Below are 23,005 nucleotides of genomic sequence, written 5' to 3' on the forward strand. Positions count from 1 at the left end.
AAGGAGTTCGGCCAGCATGCACGGCCTGGTTTTGGAAAATCCAGGCGACGATTGTTTGTCGCTACCGGACGGCAGGATTCAACTCCACAATTCCGTGATGGGGCTGCCGTTGTCCACGACGGGGACCGGTCTGCCCTGTTTGTCGATGACTCGCATTTCGTGGTCGATGCCCAGAGCGTGGTAGACGGTGGCGGCGAGGTCTTCCGGGGACCAGGGGTCGTTCAGCGAAAAGGCGGCGTGAGCATCCGAGTCACCGATGACTCGTCCGCCCGCGATGCCGCCGCCGGCCAGCACGGATGAGAACAGCGTGCTCCAGTGATCGCGGCCCCATTCGGCGTTGGCTTTCGGTGTGCGGCCCATTTCGCCGGTGGCGACAACCAGCGTTTCGTCCAGCAGACCGCGTTCGTCCAGATCGCGGATCAGTGCCGAGTAGGCCTGGTCGAAGGTTGGCAGCAGGTGCTTCTTCACATCGTCGCTGTTGCGATGCGAGTCCCAGCTATAGCCGTCGACGCAGTCGTAATGCACGGTGACAAAGCGGGCTCCGGCTTCGATCAGTCGCCGAGCCATCAGGCAGGACTGACCGAACAAATGCCGACCGTAGCTGTCTCGCAATTCATCCTGTTCGCCGCGAATGTCGAGCGCATCGCGCGTGCGTCCGGACGTCACCAGTGCGAACGCTCGCTGCCGGAACGCGTCGTACCCGGAAGTCGCTCGCGCGGATTCCAGCTTTCGGTGAGCGATGTCGAACTGCGACAGCAGGGATTCGCGAGAACGCAGCCGGTCGATCGTGATCCCTTCCCGTCCCGCCATCCCCGCGATTTCGAACGTCAGTTCCTCGTCGCTGCAGTCGCGCCAATACGGATTGTCGGTCAGTGACTGTTTGTCGATCTGAGTCGTCAGCGGGTTGTAGCGATGCCCGAGCCAGCCGGCATGTTCACCGGGGCGCGGGTACTGACCCTGTTCCTGCAGCCGCCCGAGCGAATTCGGGACGACCATGTAGGCCGGCAGCGGAGAACTCATTCCGTTGCGCTGCTGATCCAGGTATTCAACGATCGATCCCATCGACGGCCAGTCATCGGGAGTCGGCGAAAAGCCGCCGCCGACGGGAATATGCCAGCGCTTGCCGGTCTGCAGATAATGGCCGCCTCCGCTGTGGTCGTTGAACGAATGCGACATCGTGCGGATCACGGCAATTCGATCCGACACATTCGCGATTCCGGGCAGATGCTCACTGATCAGCAGACCCGGCGTGCGAGACGCGATCGGCTTGAACGGCCCGCGGATCGCCTCCGGTGCCTCCGGCTTCATGTCGAACGTTTCCAACTGACTCGGCCCGCCGAACAGCATCAGAAAGATGACCGATCTGGCTCGCGCGGCACGGCCGCTGTTGGCTTCGTCCGCGGCAAACAACTGTGGAAGTGACAGACCCAGCAGTCCGGTTCCGCCGACGGTCAGAATGTCTCGTCGCGTCGGTCCGCAGCAGGTGCGACGTGCGGCACCGCGAATCGTCAGCATGGCAGGCTCCGGAGGAGGCACGGAGAAACAGGCGGGAAGTGTCAGATCGTACCGCGCCGCTCGACCGTTGACTACAGCTCGGTTTGGTTCACAGCCTGTCGACAGGTTTTTCGAAAACACTCAGTCGACAGGCAGGCTGTAGTTCCGGCTGACACCGGCGCGACCATCGATGACGCCGGCAGAGGTTGCACTTGCGTCGCACCGCCGCTCGTTGCCGTCCTGCGGTGTTGCATTCCGTCGCCGTACGTTCAGGGACCCGCCTTCCAGATCGTTGTCACATTCGTCGCGGCTTCAAAGTAGTCACTGCAGCGCCCGTCGCCCTTTCCGTTCAGGCCTCCATCGGGATGTCCCAGCAGCGTGCCGTCTTCGTCATACAGCGACCCGAATCCGTCCGGAACGGCGGCTGAGGTGTAGTAGACAGTCCTGCCGTCATACGTCGCTCGCTGAGCAAACGCCGGGACATTGGAATCGCGTTCCTGCTGCAGTTGCGTAATCCGTTCCTGCATCCATTGCGGAATCGAAGGACTGCTTTCGGCAATCGGATCGCGGCAGCCGCTGAATGTCACAACGACCAGCATCAACCCGACCGCCGGGTACTTCCGCAAAGATTGCGTGTGACAGAATTTCATTGACAACAATCCGTCTTGAGGCAAGGGGAAACATTCCGGTACGCGTCGCACGAGGTACAGGGGCAGACTTCACGACCGGTGTCCGGCGACGGATCGCGCGTCCGCCGGCTACGCGCCCGATGCACAGCCGCAGACGGTGACTGGTTGCCGCCTGGCGGGAACCAGTCACGTCAGGTCGGATTCTAGCTGGACGACGCAATGATTTCGATATGCGTGAAACGCGACGAGCAGCTGATCGCGGGACGTATGTGGCTCAGCCACCGCAGCCCTCGAGATGTTCGTCGCCGGTCGTCTGGCTCAACAAATTCCAACATGCTGGCTTTCGCATGGTGAAACGCAGTGCCTGCTGCGTCAGTGCCGCCGCGGAAGGACATTCTGGCCGCGGCGGATACTGATGCTCTTCGCAACTCTTAGCCTGCGGCCGATGAGAACATACCCTCCCGTTTCAACGGGAGGGTCGAAGTCGATCGCCGTGCAGGCGATCAAGCGGGGAGGCGTCCGCGCAACCGGGAGTTCCCGTGCATGGCCCTCCCCGCGATCGAACGCCTGAACGGCATTCGATCGGCGACCCTCCGTTCTACGGGAGGGTTAAGTAATACCGTTCTGCATAGGTAAATTCTCATCTGCCGATCGCCTTACGGTGCGAACCTGAATGCCTCGTTTTTTCCCCGCTCGCGACATAAAAACACCGGGACGCAGGGGCCGCGAAGCTTCCCGCCTCTCCGCGCCTCTGTGCCCCTGTGTGTTCAATGCATCACGAGCCATTGTCGTCCACCGCTCGCGGACAATGTTTGCTTCCGCTGTGCGACGATCTGAATTCGTGCCACGACCGACGAGTGAGTGACGCGGCGCTTTCGAAAATCTCGTCAGTGAATGACGACCGGCTGGCTGAGGATCGAATCGACATTGACGTCCACGTTGCCGCGCAGCACGTGCGAATCGGAAAACACAGCAGGCTGAACAGTCAGGTGCCGCTTGTTGGGACCGCCGCTCAACTTGACGTCAATGATCCGAATCCCGACGAACTTCACAATCGTGTACGTTGCGTTGTTTCCCTGTCCGGTCACTTCAATAAAGATCGGAATTGCTCGCACCTGGCCGATGATGGACTGCAGCGCATCTTCGATGCCGGCGCTGATGCCCGTGTCACCGTTCAGATAGAGTGCTCCGTTGGCATCGAACTCAATCCTGTTGTTCGGGAAGAACGACATGTCGTAGGCATTCAGGCCGTGGATGATCTGTCGCTTGATGTCGTTCGTGCTGTTGTTGGCAGAACCCAGGTCGACCGTGCCGCGGTTTCCTGGCGCCAGACCGCTGTTCAGGTCAGGATAGATGTTGATTTCCGGTATTCCGTCACCCCGGCAGTGATTCACGCCATTGGAGTTCGACCAGGAATAGTCATCGTCGTAGCCGTGATTCGTGCCGTGATAGTGCTGATCCAGCAGGTTCGTCCAGGACTCCAGGTCAAGAGCGATCGGCAGAATATCAATGCAGTCGTTCGGCGGATCGCTGTGTGGTGGTGGATCAGGGTTGGGATTCAGCACAAACCCGACGCCAGGATACATGGCGGCAACGGAGGTTGTGGTCAGTTCAAAGTTGTCACGTCCCAGGATCCTCGCGAATGTCATGGGAAGTGAGGTTGTTTCGGCGTTGGTTCGCCGCACGGTGACTTCGACCATGTTGTAAGGGCTGACTCCCCACTCCTGAACCCACTCCTGGGCTGCGTCGTCCCACGACCTGCGACCGACTCGCACGTCACGGACTTCGTCGGCAACAGTGGATTCCACATCACCCGTGCGAAATCGACTGACCATCTCGACCGCTCGTTGACGGGCGATGTTTTCCGCCTGGGACTGCGTCATTTCGGCTCCCGGTCCGTAGGCTCGCGAAACTTCCAATACAGCGGCGTGCGCCGCGGAGTCGGCTGCGTTCTGCATCTGTCCCTTGGTCAATGTCACCATTCCAAAGTCAACCGTGAAGGCGGCAAACGCAATGACAACAATCAGCATCGCCGCGGCAAACACCATCACGGCGCCTTTTCTGGATTGTGTCGGGCCGTGTTCACAGCATCGGATGGCATTCAGTTTTTTCATCGTTCGCGTCCTCCGGTAATTACCGAGTCAGGATGTCACCAGGTGAAGAGTGCGGCGGGGAGGAGGGGATCAGAGTGCCATTGATCCGCAACAACCAACGGCTCTCATCACGAAGGGCAGGTTGACGTTCTCTAATACGTCAGACCGTTCGGGCAGAAGATTCTATTCCGTGATTTCAATGTTGTAGTTGTCCGCATTCTGTTCGTATTCCTCCAGTGAGACATACTGCACCAGTTCACGGAATCTGTGAATTACACGGTCCGTGGTGTCCGTGCTTTCCAGGCCGCTTGCGGAGTAGTACCGGGTCTCCGTCTGATACAGCACTTCAACGCGGTGTGCACCGACATTGATGCTGGTATTGTCGACCGAAAACTGCGGATCATAGTCCGCCAGCGTAACACCTTCCGCGGGACAGCGCGCGCGAACAGCCGTCTGCGCGAATCGTCCCCACGTGCGTGACCGGCCATCCTTCAGTCCGAACGCAATTTGGCCGTCCGCAATCTCCATCGACACGGTGTACGTCAGCTTGTCGTATGCATGCATCAGCGGCGCATTGAATGACGAGAACACGAATTCGTTGCGAGTCGAACCAACCCAGCTCTGAACCTGGAAACCTCCGCTCTGGAAGTCGGGCTGACTGGCGTGATTCAGTTCAATAATTCCGAACGCGGCGTCGGTTGTCGCTGCCGGGGAAATGACATTCACGATCTGCGGCGCCGTGACAGCGGCATCCGGGTTGCGAATATACGCCACCCAGTCTTCTTCGATGCGAACAATTGTCGGCGCTTCCTGCGCAACGGCGCACGCAGGCAGCACTGCCAGCGCCAACGCAAAAATGACGGCAAAGGACTGACCGATGGCAGATCTTGTGTTCATTGCAGGTTCCCCGTAAACAACTGGAAGGTGTGAAAGTGAGCGGAAGGTCGGACGGTCAGAGGGCTGCCGGGGCGGCGTCACTCCTTTCTCATCGAGCATCGTCCTCGCAGCATTTGTCCGGCGAGAAACTTGCCCGAAGTCAGACTCACCGCGTTGAACGCGATGCTGATTTCCACTTCCACCAGGTCGCGCTGCTCTGCGTCCGCCAGCAGCGGAACTTCGGAGTCATCAGCAACAGATGTGACCACAATCTCGATTCCCACATCCTCCGGCCGGCAGCCGACCGTATTGACAACGGCCGTCCTGATGTCGCTGGTAACACTGTTATTCGTCGCGCCATCGATGATTGCCTCGCGGCATCCCTGGCGAGCGGCACTTGTCAGAAGCTGGGAGACCATCAGAGCGCGGCCGAATTCGATAATGCCCAGCAGCATGAGCATGAACACCGGAAAACAGACGGCCATCTCCACCATCGCAGCGCCTCGGCGATCTTCATTGCGGGATTGTGAACTGCGGTGCCTTCGAATGAGTTTCATTTTCTTTTCCCGTTGGCGCTGAAACCGTTGGTGCCGAGACTTCGGCGAATGTTCAATCAACCCTGGACCGTGAAATGCACCGTCTTGCGTTCGACGTTGCCAGAAATGTCCTAACCGCGGGTTTTCCGAATTCCAAAGTTGACGGCGTGTGGTCAATTGGAAACGGCGGCTTCCAAACAATCACCGCGTGTCGTGTGCGGGCAACCGTTGACGAGTTCCCTGCCGTCGCCCGGTTTCTCCGAAACCGGGCCGTGGGCACGCCGGGCGAACAGCCATCGCCGATGACATTGATCGCAAGGTGCGTGCCACGTTTATCCACGCCTGAATTGACGGATTGCAGGTCTTGGAAAAACCGGCCGTCAATGTGTGAACGGTGACGGAACATGCGTTCGGGCGGATGTGCAACAACCGTCACACGCCGAATGGGCGTTTACGAGTTCTTCGAAGAAATTACGGGACTCAGGACGCAATCCACAAATTGCTGCAGCAGGCTTTGCTGTGACGCCACCATCACATGCATGAAAGATTTCCGCGGACCGAGGTCGTTATGAAAGACGTGAAACACAAGCGTGTTAGGCTGGTAATCCTGACAAAGCTGCAGTGGGCGATTGCGTCTCGCACGCTGCTGCATGCGGCGATGTTCCTGTTTGCCGCCGGCATGCTGGGGCTGATCGGACAGTACGTTTCTGATCCGTACGCCGGCTTTCGCGCGAATCTCGCGGCCTGCTGGGAAAACAGTGCTCCGACGCTGCTGGCACTGTTTTGCATGCTGCCGATCTTTGTGCGCGACATGCTGCGGTTCAGCAACCGAGTGGCCGGGCCCATTTACCGCCTGACGATGACAATGCAGCGCCACGCCGACGGCGAAGAGAATGTTCCGGACTTGAAGTTTCGGGACGGCGACTTGTGCGACGAAGTGCCGGACACATTTAATCGGATGATCCGACGTCTGAAGCAGTCAACACCGTCCGACACCGATGCCGACAGGGTCCTGGCAGACGTCCGTGAACTGGTCGAAGTCTGAGCTGAACCACTCCCGGACCGGCAGCACGGAGAGACCCCGAGGACGCAGCCGCGGCCTGAGCGACTTCGCGTGCGTTTGCTCGAAATGCCCGCCGTTCTGCGGTTTGCGAATTGGTCTCGCCGCATTTTGCCCGTCTGAAATACACTGGGCGAAGCAAGGACGCTGGCCTGATGACTTCGGCAACCATTCCAAATCCGATCAGCCTGCTGGGGCGTGCCGTGATTGCGGCGGTTTCCGGATTCGGCGCGGTGGGAATCTTCTTTTCGCAGATCCTGCACGGCGTCATGCGCGGGTTACCGTCGCGGCGCGTGCTGCTGCCGATTCTGTATGAGGTCGGTGTTCGCAGTGTCCCCGTAGTGCTGATTACCGGGACGTTCATTGGAATGGTGCTGGCCGTCCAGACGCACACACAATTCAAAATGATGCACATGGAATCGCGACTGGGCGCCATTATTACCATGACGCTTGTGTCGGAACTGGGACCGGTGCTGGCCGCGACGATGCTGGCCGGGCGAGTCGGGTCGTCCATGGCCGCGGAACTCGGGACGATGCGCGTCACCGAACAGATCAGCGCCATCACGGCTCTCGGTTCCGAACCCATCCGATACCTGGTCGTCCCGAGGTTTCTGGCGTGCGTGTGCCTGATTCCGCTGCTGACGGCCTTCGCTGATGCCGTCGGCATCATTTCCGGCTGGGCGTTCAGTACTCATGTGCTGGGTGTGAACAGCTATCGCTATTGGCTGTATGCGGAAAACTACGTCACCGGCTGGGACGTGTCGGCCGGGCTGGTGAAGAGCATCTTCTTTGGCTGCAGCATCGCGATCATTGCCTGCCACCGCGGCTTTCACTGCCGAGCGGGCGCCGAAGGAGTCGGCCGCGCGGCGACCGAAGCGTTCGTCCTGTCGTTCATCGCCATTCTGGGAATGGACTTCGTTCTAACAGTGCTGCTGAACAGCACGTACTACCTGATCTGGCCTCAGACGGTCTCCCTTGCGTGCGGAGGATTTCGTTGAGGATCGACCAGACACCTTCACCCTCCGCTGCCGCGGGAGGGTCGCTGTTTGATTCGCGTTCAGCGGATCAAACACAGGGAGCTCACGACGCAGGCGGCTTCGCGTCGGGCGGAAGGTTGCGCGGTCGGCCCTCCCTCGTCGCATCGCCTGAACGGCGGTGCGACATCGACCCTCCCGCGGCGCGGGAGGGTGAAGGTGCGGGGAGGGTGCGGGAGGGTGAAGATATTGCGAACGGGGGGAAAGAGTCCTGCGGCGGCAGCCGCTGGATGTGGTGAATGACCGGGAAGTCATGCAAGCGAATCGAACATCCGAAACGGCGGCTTCCGCGGTGACGCGAGGCGATGACGACGTCATCCGGTTGTTGAACGTCGGCTGCCGGTTCGGGTCGCAGCACGTCCTGAAAGATCTGACGCTGGGGATTTCCGCCGGCGAAACTCTGGCAATCATCGGCGAAAGTGGTTGTGGAAAAAGCGTGACGATGAAAGTCATGATGCAGCTCATTCGTCAGACGTCGGGAAGTGTGGAATGGTTTGGCCGCGACGTGACCGCCATTCCGCCGGGCGAACGGCTGCAGCAGCAGCTTCGGCTGGGTTACCTGTTTCAGGGAGCCGCGCTGTTTGACAGCCTGAACATTTTCGAAAACGTGGCGTTTGGAATTCAGGAAAACCAGCGGTTCAGCCGCGACGAAATCCGCGACGTCGTTTTCGAACGACTGCGGGAAGTCGGTCTTCAGGAGGATGTCGCCCGGAAACGGCCGTCGGAAATTTCCGGCGGGATGCAGAAGCGAGTCGGGCTGGCTCGAGCGCTGGCACTCAGCCCGGACGTGATGTTTTACGACGAACCGACGACGGGGCTGGACCCTGTCACCAGTCGCCGCATTGATGATCTGATCGAATCCGTAAGACGAAACCGCGGCGTCGCGGGCATCATCGTGACTCACGATCTGAGAACCGTGCGGCGAGTTGCTGATCGCGTCGTGATGCTTTACCCGCTGCGGCGACTGCAGCCCGATGACCGGCAATTGATCTTTGACGGCACCGTAACGGAGCTGGCCGAATGTGATGACCCGCGAGTGAGAGAGTTTGTCGCCGAAGAACTCAGCGACGTGCGAGCCGCATAGTGCTGTTCGATCGAAACCAGCGGCGTTGCGGCCAGCCGCGAAGACACGCTCCGGCGACACGCCACGTCGTCTTCACACCGGCTCGCGACACGAGATTGAAGACTGCCGGATCGTAACTAGGCCAGCCAGGGAATTCAGAATCATGGATGAACGCAGGCAGGAATTTCGAGTTGGCCTGATGGTCGTCGCCGCGATGGTGGCCATTGTCATCATGGTGTTTCAGTTCGGAGCGATCGGGCGGTCCTGGAAATCAGGAACTCGCATCGGAATCATTTTGCCGACCGCTGCCGGAATCGTCCCCGACACGGCGCTAAAGATGAGCGGCCTGCGGATTGGTCATGTGGAAAAGGTGACTCTGTTGCCCGAAGGCCGCGGCGTTCTGGTGCAGACGCTGGTGAACGCCGGGTACACGTTTCCGGACGATTCGGTCGCGCAGGTCCAGCGATCGCTGTTGGGCGACGGATCGATCGAAATCTCGCCGGGACATTCCGCGACGCCGATTCAGAACGGCAGCCGGATCGTCGGCAATTCCGTCGGCGACCCCGGCGAATCAATTTCACGACTCGAAGACCGCCTGTCGGCCACGCTGCATTCCTTTGAAACGACGGGACGGGAATGGGGCCGGCTGGCTCACAACCTGAACCGCATTCTGGAATCGTCCGGGCCTGGCGGCGTGAGCACGCTGGAACAGTCGGCCGTTGCACTGGAACAGTTTACTCGCACAATGAAAACCGCCGAAGACACACTGGCTGCTGCGGGAGGACTGCTGAACGATCCTCGCTATCAACAGCAGTTGCAGCGAACGCTGGTCGCGCTGCCGGAGCTGCTGAACGAAACTCAGTCGACGCTGCGAGCCGTCAACGGCGTCGTTCAGCAGGTCGACACAACCGTCGCGAATCTCAACACCGCGACTCGGCCACTGGCGGCTCAAAGTGAATCGCTGGTGACCCAGCTGAATCAGTCGATGGCCAACATTCAGACGATGACCCGCGAACTGGCCGTGATCACTCAGTTGATGAATCAGAATGACGGAACGCTGAAGAAACTCATCACCGATCCGGCGATGTACCGCAACCTGAATTCCACCGCATCGTCGCTGGCGGCGCTGCTGCAGAATCTGCAACCGGTTGTGGCGGACCTGCAGGTGTTCAGTGACAAAGTCGCGCGTCATCCCGAGTTGCTGGGTATCCGTGGTGCCATGCGCGGAAGTTCGGGAATCAAGGACTCACAGGTTCAGCCGGCTGCGTTCGAACAGCCGGGAGGAACTCGCCGCGAATAACGCCGACCAATCCGGGTACCACATCTTCGCAGAAGTTGTGCGGCGCCGCCGTCGGAAAGCGTTATCGAACGCGCTACCGCCATCATGCGGTGCATGTCGCAACCATCGGGAGGGCGAGGCTCCCGCCGAGCCGCTGCGACCATCGACGTCCTTTGGCTCGCGCGGCTCGGCAGGAGCCTCGCCCTCCCGGACATGCGCCCTCCCGCGCATCGGTCGCGTGTCGGCCTTCGGCGCGTCGAGCCCAGCGCATCACTACCGGTCGGGGCTGTCGGAACCGACATTCACGACGCACCGAAATCCTGTATGAAACGCGCCCGTATCTTCTTCGCCTTTCATTCGTGATGCGACACGGTAGCCGATGCAGTATTGTTCGCTGCACATAAAACTGCCGCCTCGCTGGACGCGCTTGATGTAGTCCGGTTCCTGAGGATCAAAGCTGTCCTTCGGACCGGGCGGATTTTTGATCGGGCTGTTGAAGTAGTAGTCCGGCTGATAGTAGTCGGCACACCATTCCCAGACGTTGCCGGACATATCGAACAGTCCGAAATCGTTGGCGGGAAACCGGCCCACGGGAGACGTACGTTCGAAGCCGTCGGCCAGAGTGTTTTCCAGCGGAAAATTGCCCTGCCAGATGTTGTGCAGCCAGGTGCCATCCGGGTTGCGAGTATTGCCCCACGGATAGACTCGGCCTTCGTGACCGCCGCGAGACGCATATTCCCATTGAGCCTCCGTCGGCAGTGACTTCCCGGCCCAGTCGCAGTACGCCTTCGCGTCCAGCCAACTGACGTGGACAACCGGGTGATCCATGAAGTCGTCAATGCTGTCTTTCGGCCCGAGCGGATGCTTCCAGTCGGCTCCGACGACATAGTCCCACCAACTATAGGGTCCCTTGACCGGGTCGATGTCGGCTTCGCTGTTGATCTGCAGACTGCAGATGGAACCGGGCTGGTTGTATTCCTCCAGGATGGCCGCGTTTTGCATCGGGGAACCGGGCCGGATGCTGCGAAATGTCGGCGGCTGTTCGGCGGTTGTCACGTATCCGGTCGCGTCGACGAATGCCTGAAACTGCCGGTTTGTGACTTCGTGTGAATCCATCCAGAACCCGTCAAGTGCGACGGCGTGACGAGGAGCTTCATCCGGCGGACCGAAGTCGTTTCCCATGACGAACACTCCGCCGGGAATCCAGACCATGCCGTCCAGCCGCGAAGGATCGTCAACGGAAGGCTGTTCCGTCACCAGCGACTCGGTGACGGCTTTCGGCACAGCGCGTTTCAGAGACTCGGTCTGCCTTGCCAGAGCCTCCCGATCAATGTCCGGTTCCGGATTCGGCGGAAGATAGACATTGCGAGTCGCCCAGGATTCGGGGGAGACCGACGATTCAGTACCGGAAGACGCCGCTCCGCCGTTGCCGCCGGTCACCTCGCCGGCGTTGTCATTGTCAGAAGAATCAGCGTCGTTGGCGCGCGCAATCGCGGATGCCGACGACGCATCGTCCTTCCCGGACAACAGCATGACTCCCGCCAGAGCCGCCGTGGCGGACACCAGCACAGCCATCGCAAGAAACGGATTCTTACTCATCCCAAGACCACCAAACCCTCAGCTCTCAACTCTGGTCTCTCAGCTCTCAACTCCCCGCCTGCGGAATCAGCTTCTTCATTCTCGCGACACCGGCCAGCACGTCGTTGGCACGGTCGTCGCCGCCAGTCCGTTCGACGCAGACCCAGCCGGAGAAATCGGCTTCCGCCAGCGTCGGCAGAAACTCCGTCCAGTCGACATTGCCGTCACCGACGGGAACTTCAACGCCGGCTCCATCAACGTCGCGGATGGCGTCGCGAGCTCGAATATAGCCGACATCGTTGTAAAGATCACGAAAAGCCGTAACCACGTCGCTTCCCGTCATTACTGCGGTCGCCGGATCAAACGCGATCGCAACCGGTCCGGTGTTCACGGATGCCAGCAGCTTTCGGATCAGCGCCACATCGTACGCCGCAAACTGCAGGTGCGGCACGCAGCCGACGTGATTTCCGTGCCGAGCCAGATCGCTGACGATTTCCGACAGCATCGCAAACTTCTGCGATGACGAAGCGACCGTCTTCGTGCTTCTGCCCGTCGAACCGGCAAACGAAAACGGGTTGGCCAGACTTTCGACATCGGAATTCGACGGCAGCGGTTCGCGTTCTTCCGACGTTTCCGGATCAGGGATTCTTCCGCATCGAATCAGCAGTTCGACGGTGTTCAGCTTTCGCGCCAGCGCCATCGCTCGGCGGATCAGGTCCAGCCGCTCTTCCAGGAATTCCGGGTCGCTCAACGCATGCTTCGTCGGACAGATCAGCCCGGCAATCTGCATCTGCTGCTCACCGACATAATGCGCCAGTTGCCGCAATGCGGAATCGGTGGTGTGTTTCGGGTTGACCTCGGTGCGAGCATTCAGGCGGATTCCGCGAACCTGCGCCTTTGCTGCCTGGACGATCGCTCTCCGAAGCGACGCGCCGAAATCTTCCGTTGCAACCGCCAGTCGAAGTGACATGATCCGAGAAATTCCTGAAACTTGATGACCAAGATCGAAGTGCTCAGCCTGAATTGTCAACCTCCACCAGTCGATCGTTGCCGACGACAGGCAGCTTCGGTTGTCGCCGTTCCGAACCTGTTGTTTCGTGACACGGAATTCAACCGGCTGATTGCCCGTCACCCATGATAGCGAGACTCCCATCGTGCTCACAGTTGCCGAAATCATCCGCTTTCTCGACGAATTCGCTCCCGCGGAACTTGCGGAAGACTGGGACAACGCAGGTCTTTTGGTCGGCCGTCGTACAGCGAGCGTGGATCGAGTGATGACGTGTCTGACGCTGACCTCGGACGTCGCGGCGGAAGCGGTTCAGGAGCGAGCGCAGTTAGTCGTCACACATCACCCGGTCATGTTTCGAGCCACCCGGCAAGTGACATCGGACACCGCGGACGGCGACGTGCTGCTGACGCTGATCGAAGCCGGAATCGCCGTCTTTAGCCCTCACACACGCTTCGACAGCGCCGCGGAAGGGATTAATCAGCAACTGGCCGAATCCTTCGGGTTGCGGCAGATCCAGGCGATTCGCGAATCCGCTTCCGTCGCGGGGCTCGGCGGCGGCCGGTGGGGAAAGCTGGATGCCGACACCTCGCTGGACGAATTCCTGAGCTGCGTGAAGCAAGTCTGCGGAGCGGAGTATCTGGAGTTCTCCGGCGAACGGGAATCGTCTGTCTCAACCGTTGCCGTCGCGTGCGGGTCGGCGGCCGAGTTTCTCCGGGACGCGGTTCGGCTGGGATGCGACACGTTCGTCACCGGCGAGGCTCGTTTTCATTCCGCGCTGGAAGCCCGGGCAGCCGGCGTCAATCTTGTCCTCGTCGGCCATTATTCCAGCGAACGGCCCGCCGTGGAACGTCTGGCGGAAGTCATTGGTCACAGGTTTCCCGAAATCGAATCATTTGCCAGCCGAATGGAATCAGATCCGCTGACGGTGTATTCATAGACGGGCCGTCGGGAATTCCGCATGGGATGTCGGCAGGCGGCTGAAAACCGTCGGCAGACTGCCGGCAGGCCTTTTCCACGACCTGCCCATCCTCACGAATTCCGCTCTCAAAAAGTGACGCCGATGTGGTGGCCAGCGCTTGAGCCGTCCGTATTCGGTGCCGACCCTCCGTTGTTTGATCCGAATCGTCAACGACGCAGCGGATGCTTTCCCAACCAGCGAGATTTCACATGACTGCTTCCCCCGATGAGCCTCGCCAGATTCCGCAGCTCAGCATTGAGCAGGCCGTGTCGCGGGGAATCCGGCTGCGCTGCCCGATCTGTGCGAAAGGCCGGCTGTTCCGCGGCTGGTTCCGGATGCATTCGGAATGCGAAAACTGCGGCTTCACGTTTGAGCGTGCTCCCGGATACTTCCTGGGATCCACCTACATCAACTACGCTGTGACCGCGGGCCTGTCGACGGCAGCATTCGTGGTCCTGCGGTTCGTGTACCGAGTTCCCAAAGAATTCCTGCTGCCCGTGTTGCTGTCGTTTTGCGTCGTGTTTCCGCTGGTTTTCTTTCGATTTGCCCGGTCTCTGTGGCTGTCGCTGGACTGCTTTTTCGACCGGACCGGAGCGTCGGAGGCTTCGACCGTGCGACGACGAGAGGGATCCCGAACAGAAGTTTCGAATAACGGCGGCTGAGACCTTGACAGCCAATTCCCCGTCGATAAACTTCCCCGCTCGCCTGAACTCAGGCGCACCGCTTTGGTTACGTCCAGTCGAACGCGACTGAAGGGCTCCGGCCACGTATCCAGCGCGTCGATCTTTGACAATTTGGCAGAGAATGTGAGTCTGTGAGTTTTGGCTAACGGAGCTGGTTGGCCGTTCTTTGACCGGAACGGCAAACAGGTATCACTCTTTTCTTGCTGATTGCTGTGGCACGGCCGAAGGGCTGTTGCGTTTGTTTTGCAGGCGTGAGCGTCTGCTTTGCGGGCGTGATGGTCTGGTGGTGCTGTGGTTAAAGCATATTTCTGAAGGGTTTGATCCTGGCTCAGAATGAACGTTGGCGGCGTGGATTAGGCATGCAAGTCGAGCGAGAATTTGTGATTGGAGGCTTCGGCCGAAGAGATCAAAGGAAAGCGGCAAACGGCGTAGTAATGCGTAGGTACGTACCCTGAAGTCGGGAATAGCCATGGGAAACTGTGGGTAATGCCCGATGATCTCCGAGGAGCAAAGGTGTGATTCCGCTTCAGGAGCGGCTTACGTGATATTAGCTTGTTGGTGGGGTAATGGCCTACCAAGGCAAAGATGTCTAGGGGGTGTGAGAGCATGGCCCCCACGACCGGAACTGAGACACTGTCCGGACACCTACGGGTGGCTGCAGTCGAGAATCTTCCGCAATGGACGAAAGTCTGACGGAGCGACGCCGCGTGCGGGATGAAGGCCCTTGGGTTGTAAACCGCTGTCAGAGGGGATGAAATCTTTGGAGGTTCTCCTCCGAAGTTGACAGAGCCTCAAAGGAAGCACGGGCTAAGTACGTGCCAGCAGCCGCGGTAACACGTACTGTGCGAACGTTATTCGGAATCACTGGGCTTAAAGGGTGCGTAGGCGGTTAATCAAGTCAGGTGTGAAATGCCAGAGCTCAACTGTGGCACGGCGCTTGAAACTGGTTAACTTGAGTATTCCAGGGGTATGCGGAACTGCCAGTGGAGCGGTGAAATGCGTTGATATTGGCAGGAACACCAGTGGCGAAGGCGGCATACTGGGGGATGACTGACGCTGAGGCACGAAAGCCAGGGTAGCGAACGGGATTAGATACCCCGGTAGTCCTGGCTGTAAACGATGAGCACTGGGCGAGAGGAAGTTCGCTTCTTTTTGCCGTAGCGAAAGCATTAAGTGCTCCGCCTGGGGAGTATGGTCGCAAGGCTGAAACTCAAAGGAATTGACGGGGGCTCACACAAGCGGTGGATGATGTGGCTTAATTCGAGGCAACGCGAAGAACCTTATCCTGGACTTGACATGCACGGATTAACTCTGTGAAAGCAGAGCCACGCCTTCGGGTGGAACGTGCACAGGTGCTGCATGGCTGTCGTCAGCTCGTGTCGTGAGACGTCGCGTTAAGTCGCTTAACGAGCGCAACCCTTGTCCTTAGTTGCCAGCATTCAGTTGGGGACTCTAAGGAGACCGCCGGTGTCAAACCGGAGGAAGGCGGGGACGACGTCAAGTCATCATGGCCTTTATGTCCAGGGCTGCACACGTCATACAATGCAACATACAAAGGGCAGCCAACCCGCGAGGGGGAGCTAATCTCAAAAAGTGTTGCTCAGTTCGGATTGCAGGCTGCAACTCGCCTGCATGAAGCTGGAATCGCTAGTAATCGCAGGTCAGCTATACTGCGGTGAATATGTTCCTGAGCCTTGTACACACCGCCCGTCAAGCCACGAAAGCGGGGGGCGCCTAAAGTCGCTGTGCTAACTCTTCGGAGAGGCAGGTGCCTAGGGCGAACTTCGTGATTGGGACTAAGTCGTAACAAGGTAGCCGTAGGGGAACCTGCGGCTGGATCACCTCCTTTCTAAGGATAAATCACGGCCGGCCGGCCACCTCGGTGACCGGCGTCGGAAACGTCAGAAATGATGTCTCCGATGATGAATCTGCTCCGGCAGATCATCCCGACCGTCCATCAAACCACAGCTTCGGGCACCAAAACTCACAAACACGCATTCTCTGCCAGACATTTTCCCCAAAGCGGTCATTCAGCCCCCTTCGCAGAGTGACCGCTTTTTTCACGCGCCCCCCAACCCCGAACCTCTCCCCCCGGCGAGCCGCGCGACGTCAGTCCGCGCTCACCACCGCCGGCCGCAGAAGATGCAGTCAGCAGAATTCCGTCATTCACGCGCAGCCTGCACTCGAGTCGTCGGGTGGCGGGAACCCACCGTCCGCGCAAGCCACCCGTTCGCCAGCATCGGCTGCCCATTTTCCCCCGGGCGACCTGCGCGACGTCAGTCCGCGCTCATCACCGCACGCCGCCGACAAACGCAGCGAACGCGGACGTGTGCCGCTCCGTCCACCGATGACGCGGGCGGGCTCTTAGCTGCGAATCTCTACCAACCGTGCTTCAATGGAATCACGACTGGCGAGTTGCACACCGCGCGATCGTGGTGCGAGCCCTGGCGATCAGAGGCTCTCACGACCAGGTAGGACGACGAGAGCATCTGCTGGCATCGAATTCTGTGCGACAGAGAACCGGACAGCGATCCGGGGCTTCGATTCATGTCGATCGCGTGGAGGACGAATCGGGTTCGCTATCGTCGGGTTCGCGGACGAACCGGTAGCCGGTCCCGCGGATGGACAGCAGGTGGCGGGGATTTGCCGAGTCCAGTTCGATCATCTTTCGCAGCCGCATCACAAAGTTGTCGATGGATCGGCTGGAGATTTCAGCGGAATCCCGCCACACTTCCGTTTGCAGCCGGCTGCGAGACAGCACGACACCGTCATGCTGCAGGAAATAACGCAGCAGCTCCTGTTCGCGCGTCGTCAGCGTGTGTGTGGATTCGCCGTTGCGAAGTTCAAAGCGGTCAAAGTCCACGGTGACGGTGCCGAACCGGTCGGTGTCGTCCGCCCGCCGCACGGAGGCACCTTTCAGTGCCGAGCGGCGCCGGCGGTCCAGCAGATTGCGAACCCGGCTGAGCAGTTCGGGCAGCGCGAAGGGCTTTGTCATGTACTGATCGACACCGCAGTCGAATGCCTGCGTTTTGTCTTCGGCCAGCGTTCTTGCCGTGAGAGCCAGGATAGGGACGTCTTCGTCCGTCCGGCGAAGATTGCGGCAGATTTCATAGCCGCTCATTTCCGGCAGCATCAGATCGAGAACGATCAGGTCATACGGCGGGTTGGCGTTTTCGTGAAGCTTGAGCGCTGTCGGGCCATCTTCGGCGACATCAACCTGATAGCCTTCCTGTTCAAAATTGAACCGCAGGCCGCGAGACATTGAGGACTCATCCTCGACCACCAGAATTCTCATTTCTGTGCCGCTCCGACTGCTCTTCCCGGCTCCTGCTGTAATGAAAGTTTTCCGGTCGACGGCTGCAACGCGCCGGCCGGATCCTGCGCCACGACCGCTCGTCCCGGCAGCACGACTTCGAATACAGTGCCGACGCCGCCGGGGCCGTCATGGACCGTCACGCGTCCCTTCTGAATCCCGACCAGCGTCTTGACGATGTACAGTCCCAGACCGGTGCCCTTGCGTGTTCGCTGAAGTTCGTCGTTGCCCCGGAAGAACATCTGAAAGATCCGTGTCCGCAGTTCGTCGGGGATTCCGGATCCCTGGTCCCGAATTCGGACAACCACGCGATCGCGTCCGCGAGGCAGCGACGTCACCGTCACTGCCGGCGGTTCGCCACCGTATTTGACGGCGTTGTCGATAATGTTCCCGAAGATCATTTCCAGCACCATCCGCCGACTGTGCATTGCAACGGGAGCCAGGTCGAAGGTGAACACTTCGGCCGGATCGCACTTGTGTCGGGCGCATGCGGCTTCGGCGGCATTTCGCAGCAGCTTTGTCAGGTCGACGTGTTCGGGATCGGTCTGGCTGCCAAGAGCATCCAGGCGGCCGACTTCCAGCAACTGGCTAATCATCTGGTCAAGCCGCTCCAGCTCCGTATTCATTGTGCCGTAGAACTCGCTGCGGTCGTCGTCCGTCAACTGCCGCATCTGCAGAGTATCCAGGTACAACCGCAATGCGGCGATGGGCGTTTTCAATTCGTGAGTGACACTGTCAACGAAGTTTGACTGCCGCCGGTTCAGTTGAATTTCCTTAATCGTCAGCACGGAATAGAAGGAAATTGCGAACAGGCTGATGCCCAGTGCGATGGCTCCCAGAGTCAGTGCCGGCCAGGCGTTCTGCCGGGCCAGCAGGACAATCAGCACGACCATCAGCGTAATGTTCAGCGACGCGAGCACCACACTGCTCCAGATCGGCAGTCTGAGGTGACGACGCTTTCGACGAAAATCCGCCACGTGTTGAATTCCTGTCAGGCCGCGCCGAGTCCCGTCATTCGTCGCCAGGCACTGATCTGTCCCATGTGAATCATCATGTGCCCTCCCACGTAGAACGCATGCATGGATCCCACCGTCGGAAATTTTTCCATCATACGCTCCAGCGGATTGGGTTTCTGAAATTCGCCGTCATCCGCTTGTCTGAGAGCGTCAAGAGCGGCGCGGTAACCGTCAAAGAAGCGGCTGGTGATGTCATCCCGCGAAGGATAAATCGTGCCATCGGTGTCATCGGCACACGAGGCGCTCGGAGCGAAGATCTGCTGGTAGAGTTCCGGAATCTCGGGAGCCGAATGTCCGAGCTGCTGCAAAATCCGCGGTGCGTAAAGGCTCAGGTGTCCGTACACAAACGCCGGGTGATTGGATTCGACCACCTGGCCGCCCGGGCGGGCGAACCGGGCGAACTGGTCCTGCGGAATATCCTTCAGCAGACGTTCGGCATAGCCCAGCGACAGCGCGAGAGAATCACCAATGACATTTCCCATCGAGCGTGACATCGTGCGGCCTTCCCTTTCAATCCGGATCCGGTGGTGCAGTGAAGCGGTTCCGGAGTCTAACGCGGCGCCGGCGCGTTCGAAAGTTGCGGGAACGTGTTCGACGGACGCAGTCAGCCGCTGTTAGAATGCTGCGGGTCCGCACGAGAATTTTCGCAGGTCCGACATGAGCACCGCACATCCTGTTAATCAAGTTGAGTATCCGGAGTCGGACGGGAAACCGATGGGCGAAACCGAGCTGCATCAGGGCTGGATGATCCGGATTCAGGATCTGCTGCGGCAGCGCTACCGGAATCAGCATGTTCACGTTGGCAGCGACCTGCTGGTTTACTATGAGGAAGGCAATCCTCGCCGGTTTGTCGTGCCGGATGTCTTCGTCGTGCTGGACTGCGATCCGGGCCTGCGGCGAACGTTCAGAATCTGGGAAGAACGCCGCGTTCCCGATGTCGTGTTCGAGGTCACCTCGCGCAGTACGCGTCACCAGGATCAGGTCTTCAAGCCGCAGCTCTACGGACAGTTGGGAGTGAAGGAACTGTTTCTGTACGACCCGTCCGCGGACTACCTTGAACCTCCCCTGCGCGGATTTCGACTGGCCAACGGAACGATGGAACCGATCCCGGAACATGATGAAACGCTGGCGTGCCGGACCCTGGGCATTGAGTTGAGTCTGCTCGATAATGAGCTCATTCTGGCCGATGCCGCCACCAAACAGCCTCTGCTGACCAGGGCCGAAGTGGCGGAGCAGGCCGAACAGCAGGCGCTGCGGGCCGAACAGCAGGCGCTGCAGGCGCTCGACCGGGAACGCAGGGCAGCATACGAAGCTCAGCAGGCCGCGCAGGCGCGCATCGCGGAACTGGAAGAGAAGCTTCGACAGTTACAGCGCGAATCAGACTGAACGGGTTACGACGCTGCCGGGCGATCGGACAAATCCGTTGCTTCAGTAACCGCGCGACTTCGCGTAGTCTCGCAGGCGTTCCCGGGCGGCATTGACGATGCGGGAGACTCGCGATTCCGAAAGTCCCAGAACTTCGCCGACTTCGCGCAGTTTCAGGTTTTCGGAATAGTGCAGCGTGACGGCGATTCTCATCGTGTCGGGAAGCAGTTCGATGCCGTCAGTCAGTACCTGCTTCATTTCGTCCTGTTCGACCGACCACTGCGATTCGTCCGGGTTGACGGCGCTGTGTTCTCCCAGCGAATCGTCCCAGCTTTCGGGCCGTGCCAGACGCGACGCCTGCATGCACTCAGACACTTCTTCGTCGGACATCCGGGCTTCGTCAGCAAGTTCTTCGATGGTGATCGGTTCGTGCAGCTGTTCCCGGCAGTCTCGCAGAAACGCGATCTTCTGAAGCATCTGCTGAGACAGCGGGCAATTGCGGCGAAGTTCGTCCAGGATCGCTCCGCGAATTCGCTGGTAGGCGAATGTCTTGAATTCGACGTTTCGGGCGGGATCAAAATGCCCGCTGGCTTCGATCAGGCCCAGTACCCCGGCGGATTCCAGGTTTTCGGTATCGATTCCGTATGGCAACTGAAGCACCAGCTTCGACAGGATGTGCCGAACGTATCCCAGATGCTCCAGAACCAGATCGTTCCGCGCCGCGTCGGATAGCCTTGCGGTGCGTCGTTTTTCCATCGTTACCATCATCGAACGGAATCCCTGACTACATCACGGTGAATCACGCTTCATCGATTTCCACCGGCCGCGCAAATGTGACTCGCGCCGGAGGTCGGAGGCACCGGCGGTCGAATGCACGCGGGGACGGAGTCCTTACAGCCTGCCGGAATTTCGGAATGCACAAAGGCGTTGACGTTTCGCCTCACTGCCCAAACATGCGCCGCAGGAAACTCGATGACGGCAGTTGTCGCGAAACTGGTCGTTTTCACGCCGGTGGGGATTTCCCGAAACTCGCGACATCAGGGACAAGCCGGCGATCGCTTTTCCAGACGCCGCCGACGTGCGATGCTGTCTATTCAGCCGCTGAACACCCGCGATCGATGTCGACGGTGACATCGATATCCTGACCAGGCCGTCGAACGGTGATCTGCACCTGTTCTTCGATAACCTGACCATCAGCAACAACAAGTAGTCCGATGGAAGCCCGCGAAGTCATCCGAGGAAACCTGTCTGACGTCCGGCGTGAAGTCGCCGAAGCCTGCCGTCACGTCGGCCGCGATCCGGACTCCGTGAAACTGGTCGCCGTCACCAAGTACGCCGACTGGGAATGGGTCCGGCACCTGGCGACTTTGCATCACTCTTTTGGTGAAGCCCGGCCTCAGCAACTTGCGGAACGGCAGCCGCAGCTTCCCGACGTCGAATGGCACCTGATCGGTCAGTTGCAGCGCAACAAGGTTCGCATCGCGCTGCAACATGCCGCGCTGATCCATTCCGTCGATTCATTGAAGCTGCTGGAACGGATCTCGACCGTCGCCGGTGACCTGAAGGTGCACCCGTCGGTACTGTTGGAAGTAAACGTTTCCGGTGAAGCATCCAAGTCCGGGTTTTCGTCGTCGACGCTTCAGACTGAATGGCCGCAGATCTGCCGTCACGCCGGTGCTGTCAACATCGCAGGCCTGATGACGATGGCTCCCGCCAGTGACGATCCCGAAAACGCTCGCCCGGCGTTTCGGGGACTGCGGAAACTTCGTGACCAGCTAGCCGCTCAACCGGTTTCTCAGTCTGCTGGTCTTCAACTTCCGGAACTCTCGATGGGTATGAGCGGGGATTTCGCAGTTGCGGTCGAAGAAGGCGCCACGCTGATCCGCATCGGCAGCCGGCTGTTTGACGGCCTGTGCCGATAGTCTTATCCGGCCGGTCGCTGTCGCTGGCCGCTGTCTTCTGGTTCTTCGGCGGTGAATTTGCGAACATAGCAGGCTGTGTCGCTGCTGCTCCGCGGTTCGATGCCGCTTCACTCAACTCGTCTTCTCTAAAGGCCGTTTCCGTGACGAAGAGCTTCGCCCTCGCCGTTGTACTGATCCTGACATCTGGCGTTTCGTTACCGCTTCACGCCCAGGACGCGAACTTCCACCTCGACGAATTTTCACGGCAGCAGCTTTCGGATGTGTACTTTTCCGAAGGAGCCTCCGCCGGAGACATCAACGGCGACGGAATCGCTGACGTAGTCTACGGGCCGTATTGGTTCGAAGGGCCGACATTCGAAACCAAGCACGAGATCTACCCCGCCGTGCCGCAGAACGTGAACGGCTACGCGGACAACTTCTTCAACTGGGTGTACGACTTCGACGGTGACGGAGCCAACGACGTGCTGACCGTCGGTTTTCCCGGAACTCCCGGCCACGTTTACCGCAATCCGGGAAAGGACGAACTCGACGGGTTGTGGGACAAGTTCGTCATCCTCGATTCGGTGTCGAACGAATCGCCTCAGTTCACTGACGTCACCGGCGACGGAATTCCGGAACTGGTCTGCACGCGCAAAGGTCACTACGGGTTTGCTCAGCCCGCTGTACGACGGGACTCTGATCCCGTCGAAAAGAAGCGTGCGACGGGATCAGAGTCCCGTCGGACGGAGACACAGCCGTTCCAGGAGTGGACGTTTACCAGTGTCTCAGACGCCATCGCTCCGACGCCCTTCGGCCACGGACTGGGAGTCGGCGACGTCAACAACGACGGTCGCATGGACCTGCTGGCACGCGACGGCTGGCTCGAACAACCAGCCGACTACAAGCCCGGTGACAACTGGCCGTTCCACAAAGTCGCCTTTGCTCCGGCGTCGTCTGACATGTTCGCGTACGACGTTGACGGTGACGGAGACAACGATGTCATCACGTCGCTGAACGCTCATGAATTCGGCCTGGCATGGTATGAAAACACGGGCTCGCAAGACGGCGAGATCCAGTTCACTCAGCACCTGATCATGGGTGACAAGCCGGAAGACAAC

The 23,005-nt window shown here is 59.5% G+C and carries 21 protein-coding genes and 1 rRNA gene; 10 read left to right on the forward strand and 12 right to left on the reverse strand.

Annotated elements, in window-relative coordinates:
- Nucleotides 1-78: 78 nt before the first annotated feature.
- The 5 genes from R3C19_19285 to R3C19_19305 form a co-directional block, all read right to left on the reverse strand.
- Entirely contained in the window at nucleotides 79-1,515 is a 1,437-nt protein-coding gene (locus R3C19_19285; GenBank protein MEZ6062494.1) for a DUF1501 domain-containing protein, read from the reverse strand.
- Nucleotides 1,516-1,763: 248 nt separating this feature from the next.
- Complete coding sequence (locus tag R3C19_19290) at nucleotides 1,764-2,144, reverse strand: hypothetical protein (GenBank protein MEZ6062495.1); 381 nt, start codon at nucleotides 2,142-2,144, stop codon at nucleotides 1,764-1,766.
- A gap of 866 nt (nucleotides 2,145-3,010) precedes the next feature.
- On the reverse strand, nucleotides 3,011-4,237 hold the full coding sequence (locus tag R3C19_19295) for a pilus assembly protein TadG-related protein (GenBank protein ID MEZ6062496.1): 1,227 nt from the start codon (nucleotides 4,235-4,237) through the stop codon (nucleotides 3,011-3,013).
- A 162-nt stretch (nucleotides 4,238-4,399) separates the two neighbouring features.
- On the reverse strand, nucleotides 4,400-5,113 hold the full coding sequence (locus R3C19_19300; protein MEZ6062497.1) for a hypothetical protein: 714 nt from the start codon (nucleotides 5,111-5,113) through the stop codon (nucleotides 4,400-4,402).
- 77 nt (nucleotides 5,114-5,190) lie between these two features.
- On the reverse strand, nucleotides 5,191-5,649 hold the full coding sequence (locus R3C19_19305; protein ID MEZ6062498.1) for a TadE/TadG family type IV pilus assembly protein: 459 nt from the start codon (nucleotides 5,647-5,649) through the stop codon (nucleotides 5,191-5,193).
- Between the two features lie 547 nt (nucleotides 5,650-6,196).
- Here R3C19_19305 and R3C19_19310 point away from each other — a divergent pair.
- The 4 genes from R3C19_19310 to R3C19_19325 all read left to right on the forward strand — a co-directional run bounded on the left by R3C19_19310 (nucleotide 6,197) and on the right by R3C19_19325 (nucleotide 10,085).
- The gene (locus R3C19_19310) at nucleotides 6,197-6,673 is read left to right on the forward strand and encodes a hypothetical protein (GenBank protein ID MEZ6062499.1); all 477 of its coding nucleotides are present in this window, start codon (nucleotides 6,197-6,199) and stop codon (nucleotides 6,671-6,673) included.
- A 170-nt stretch (nucleotides 6,674-6,843) separates the two neighbouring features.
- Nucleotides 6,844-7,686, forward strand: coding sequence for an ABC transporter permease (locus R3C19_19315; protein MEZ6062500.1), 843 nt, complete (start codon nucleotides 6,844-6,846; stop codon nucleotides 7,684-7,686).
- Nucleotides 7,687-7,975: 289 nt separating this feature from the next.
- Entirely contained in the window at nucleotides 7,976-8,806 is an 831-nt protein-coding gene (locus tag R3C19_19320) for an ATP-binding cassette domain-containing protein (GenBank protein ID MEZ6062501.1), read from the forward strand.
- A 142-nt stretch (nucleotides 8,807-8,948) separates the two neighbouring features.
- Nucleotides 8,949-10,085, forward strand: coding sequence for an MlaD family protein (locus tag R3C19_19325; protein MEZ6062502.1), 1,137 nt, complete (start codon nucleotides 8,949-8,951; stop codon nucleotides 10,083-10,085).
- A gap of 252 nt (nucleotides 10,086-10,337) precedes the next feature.
- On the opposite strand, the gene R3C19_19330 is transcribed toward R3C19_19325, so the two are convergent.
- Both R3C19_19330 and R3C19_19335 read right to left on the reverse strand, forming a co-directional pair.
- Nucleotides 10,338-11,663, reverse strand: a complete 1,326-nt coding sequence (locus tag R3C19_19330) for a formylglycine-generating enzyme family protein (protein MEZ6062503.1) — start codon at nucleotides 11,661-11,663, stop codon at nucleotides 10,338-10,340.
- 46 nt (nucleotides 11,664-11,709) lie between these two features.
- Complete coding sequence (locus R3C19_19335; protein ID MEZ6062504.1) at nucleotides 11,710-12,612, reverse strand: sugar phosphate isomerase/epimerase; 903 nt, start codon at nucleotides 12,610-12,612, stop codon at nucleotides 11,710-11,712.
- A 184-nt stretch (nucleotides 12,613-12,796) separates the two neighbouring features.
- Between R3C19_19335 and R3C19_19340 the strand changes: the two genes are divergently transcribed.
- The 3 genes from R3C19_19340 (at nucleotide 12,797) to R3C19_19350 (ending at nucleotide 16,141) form a co-directional block, all read left to right on the forward strand.
- A complete protein-coding gene (locus R3C19_19340; GenBank protein MEZ6062505.1) occupies nucleotides 12,797-13,588 on the forward strand; it encodes a Nif3-like dinuclear metal center hexameric protein in 792 nt (263 codons plus the stop codon).
- Nucleotides 13,589-13,818: 230 nt separating this feature from the next.
- Nucleotides 13,819-14,271 carry a DUF983 domain-containing protein gene (locus R3C19_19345; GenBank protein ID MEZ6062506.1) on the forward strand — a complete coding sequence of 151 codons (453 nt, stop codon included), beginning with the start codon at nucleotides 13,819-13,821 and terminating at the stop codon, nucleotides 14,269-14,271.
- A gap of 326 nt (nucleotides 14,272-14,597) precedes the next feature.
- Nucleotides 14,598-16,141, forward strand: a 16S ribosomal RNA gene (locus R3C19_19350).
- A gap of 696 nt (nucleotides 16,142-16,837) precedes the next feature.
- Here R3C19_19350 and R3C19_19355 read toward each other — a convergent pair.
- The 3 genes from R3C19_19355 to R3C19_19365 are packed head-to-tail and all read right to left on the reverse strand — an operon-like array spanning nucleotide 16,838 to nucleotide 19,115.
- Entirely contained in the window at nucleotides 16,838-17,587 is a 750-nt protein-coding gene (locus R3C19_19355; GenBank protein ID MEZ6062507.1) for a response regulator transcription factor, read from the reverse strand.
- Nucleotides 17,584-18,582, reverse strand: a complete 999-nt coding sequence (locus R3C19_19360; protein ID MEZ6062508.1) for a HAMP domain-containing sensor histidine kinase — start codon at nucleotides 18,580-18,582, stop codon at nucleotides 17,584-17,586. The genes R3C19_19355 and R3C19_19360 overlap by 4 nt, the downstream gene beginning before the upstream one ends.
- 14 nt (nucleotides 18,583-18,596) lie before the next feature.
- Nucleotides 18,597-19,115: a hypothetical protein gene (locus R3C19_19365; protein MEZ6062509.1), complete on the reverse strand. Its 519-nt coding sequence runs from the start codon at nucleotides 19,113-19,115 to the stop codon at nucleotides 18,597-18,599.
- 220 nt (nucleotides 19,116-19,335) lie between these two features.
- On the opposite strand from R3C19_19365, the gene R3C19_19370 reads away from it, so the two are divergent.
- Nucleotides 19,336-20,007 (forward strand): Uma2 family endonuclease, encoded by a 672-nt coding sequence (locus R3C19_19370; GenBank protein MEZ6062510.1) that lies wholly within the window; start codon nucleotides 19,336-19,338, stop codon nucleotides 20,005-20,007.
- Nucleotides 20,008-20,049: 42 nt separating this feature from the next.
- On the opposite strand, the gene R3C19_19375 is transcribed toward R3C19_19370, so the two are convergent.
- Nucleotides 20,050-20,754, reverse strand: coding sequence for a sigma-70 family RNA polymerase sigma factor (locus R3C19_19375; protein ID MEZ6062511.1), 705 nt, complete (start codon nucleotides 20,752-20,754; stop codon nucleotides 20,050-20,052).
- Nucleotides 20,755-21,076: 322 nt separating this feature from the next.
- Nucleotides 21,077-21,220 carry a hypothetical protein gene (locus tag R3C19_19380; protein ID MEZ6062512.1) on the reverse strand — a complete coding sequence of 48 codons (144 nt, stop codon included), beginning with the start codon at nucleotides 21,218-21,220 and terminating at the stop codon, nucleotides 21,077-21,079.
- On the opposite strand from R3C19_19380, the gene R3C19_19385 reads away from it, so the two are divergent.
- Entirely contained in the window at nucleotides 21,201-21,908 is a 708-nt protein-coding gene (locus tag R3C19_19385) for a YggS family pyridoxal phosphate-dependent enzyme (GenBank protein MEZ6062513.1), read from the forward strand. The genes R3C19_19380 and R3C19_19385 overlap by 20 nt on opposite strands.
- A 140-nt stretch (nucleotides 21,909-22,048) precedes the next feature.
- Nucleotides 22,049-23,005 (forward strand): VCBS repeat-containing protein (locus R3C19_19390; GenBank protein ID MEZ6062514.1); only part of this gene is annotated, 957 nt, incomplete at its 3' end.

Source organism: Planctomycetaceae bacterium, assembly GCA_041398785.1.
In the GTDB taxonomy this organism is placed as follows: Bacteria; Planctomycetota; Planctomycetia; order Planctomycetales; family Planctomycetaceae; genus JAWKUA01.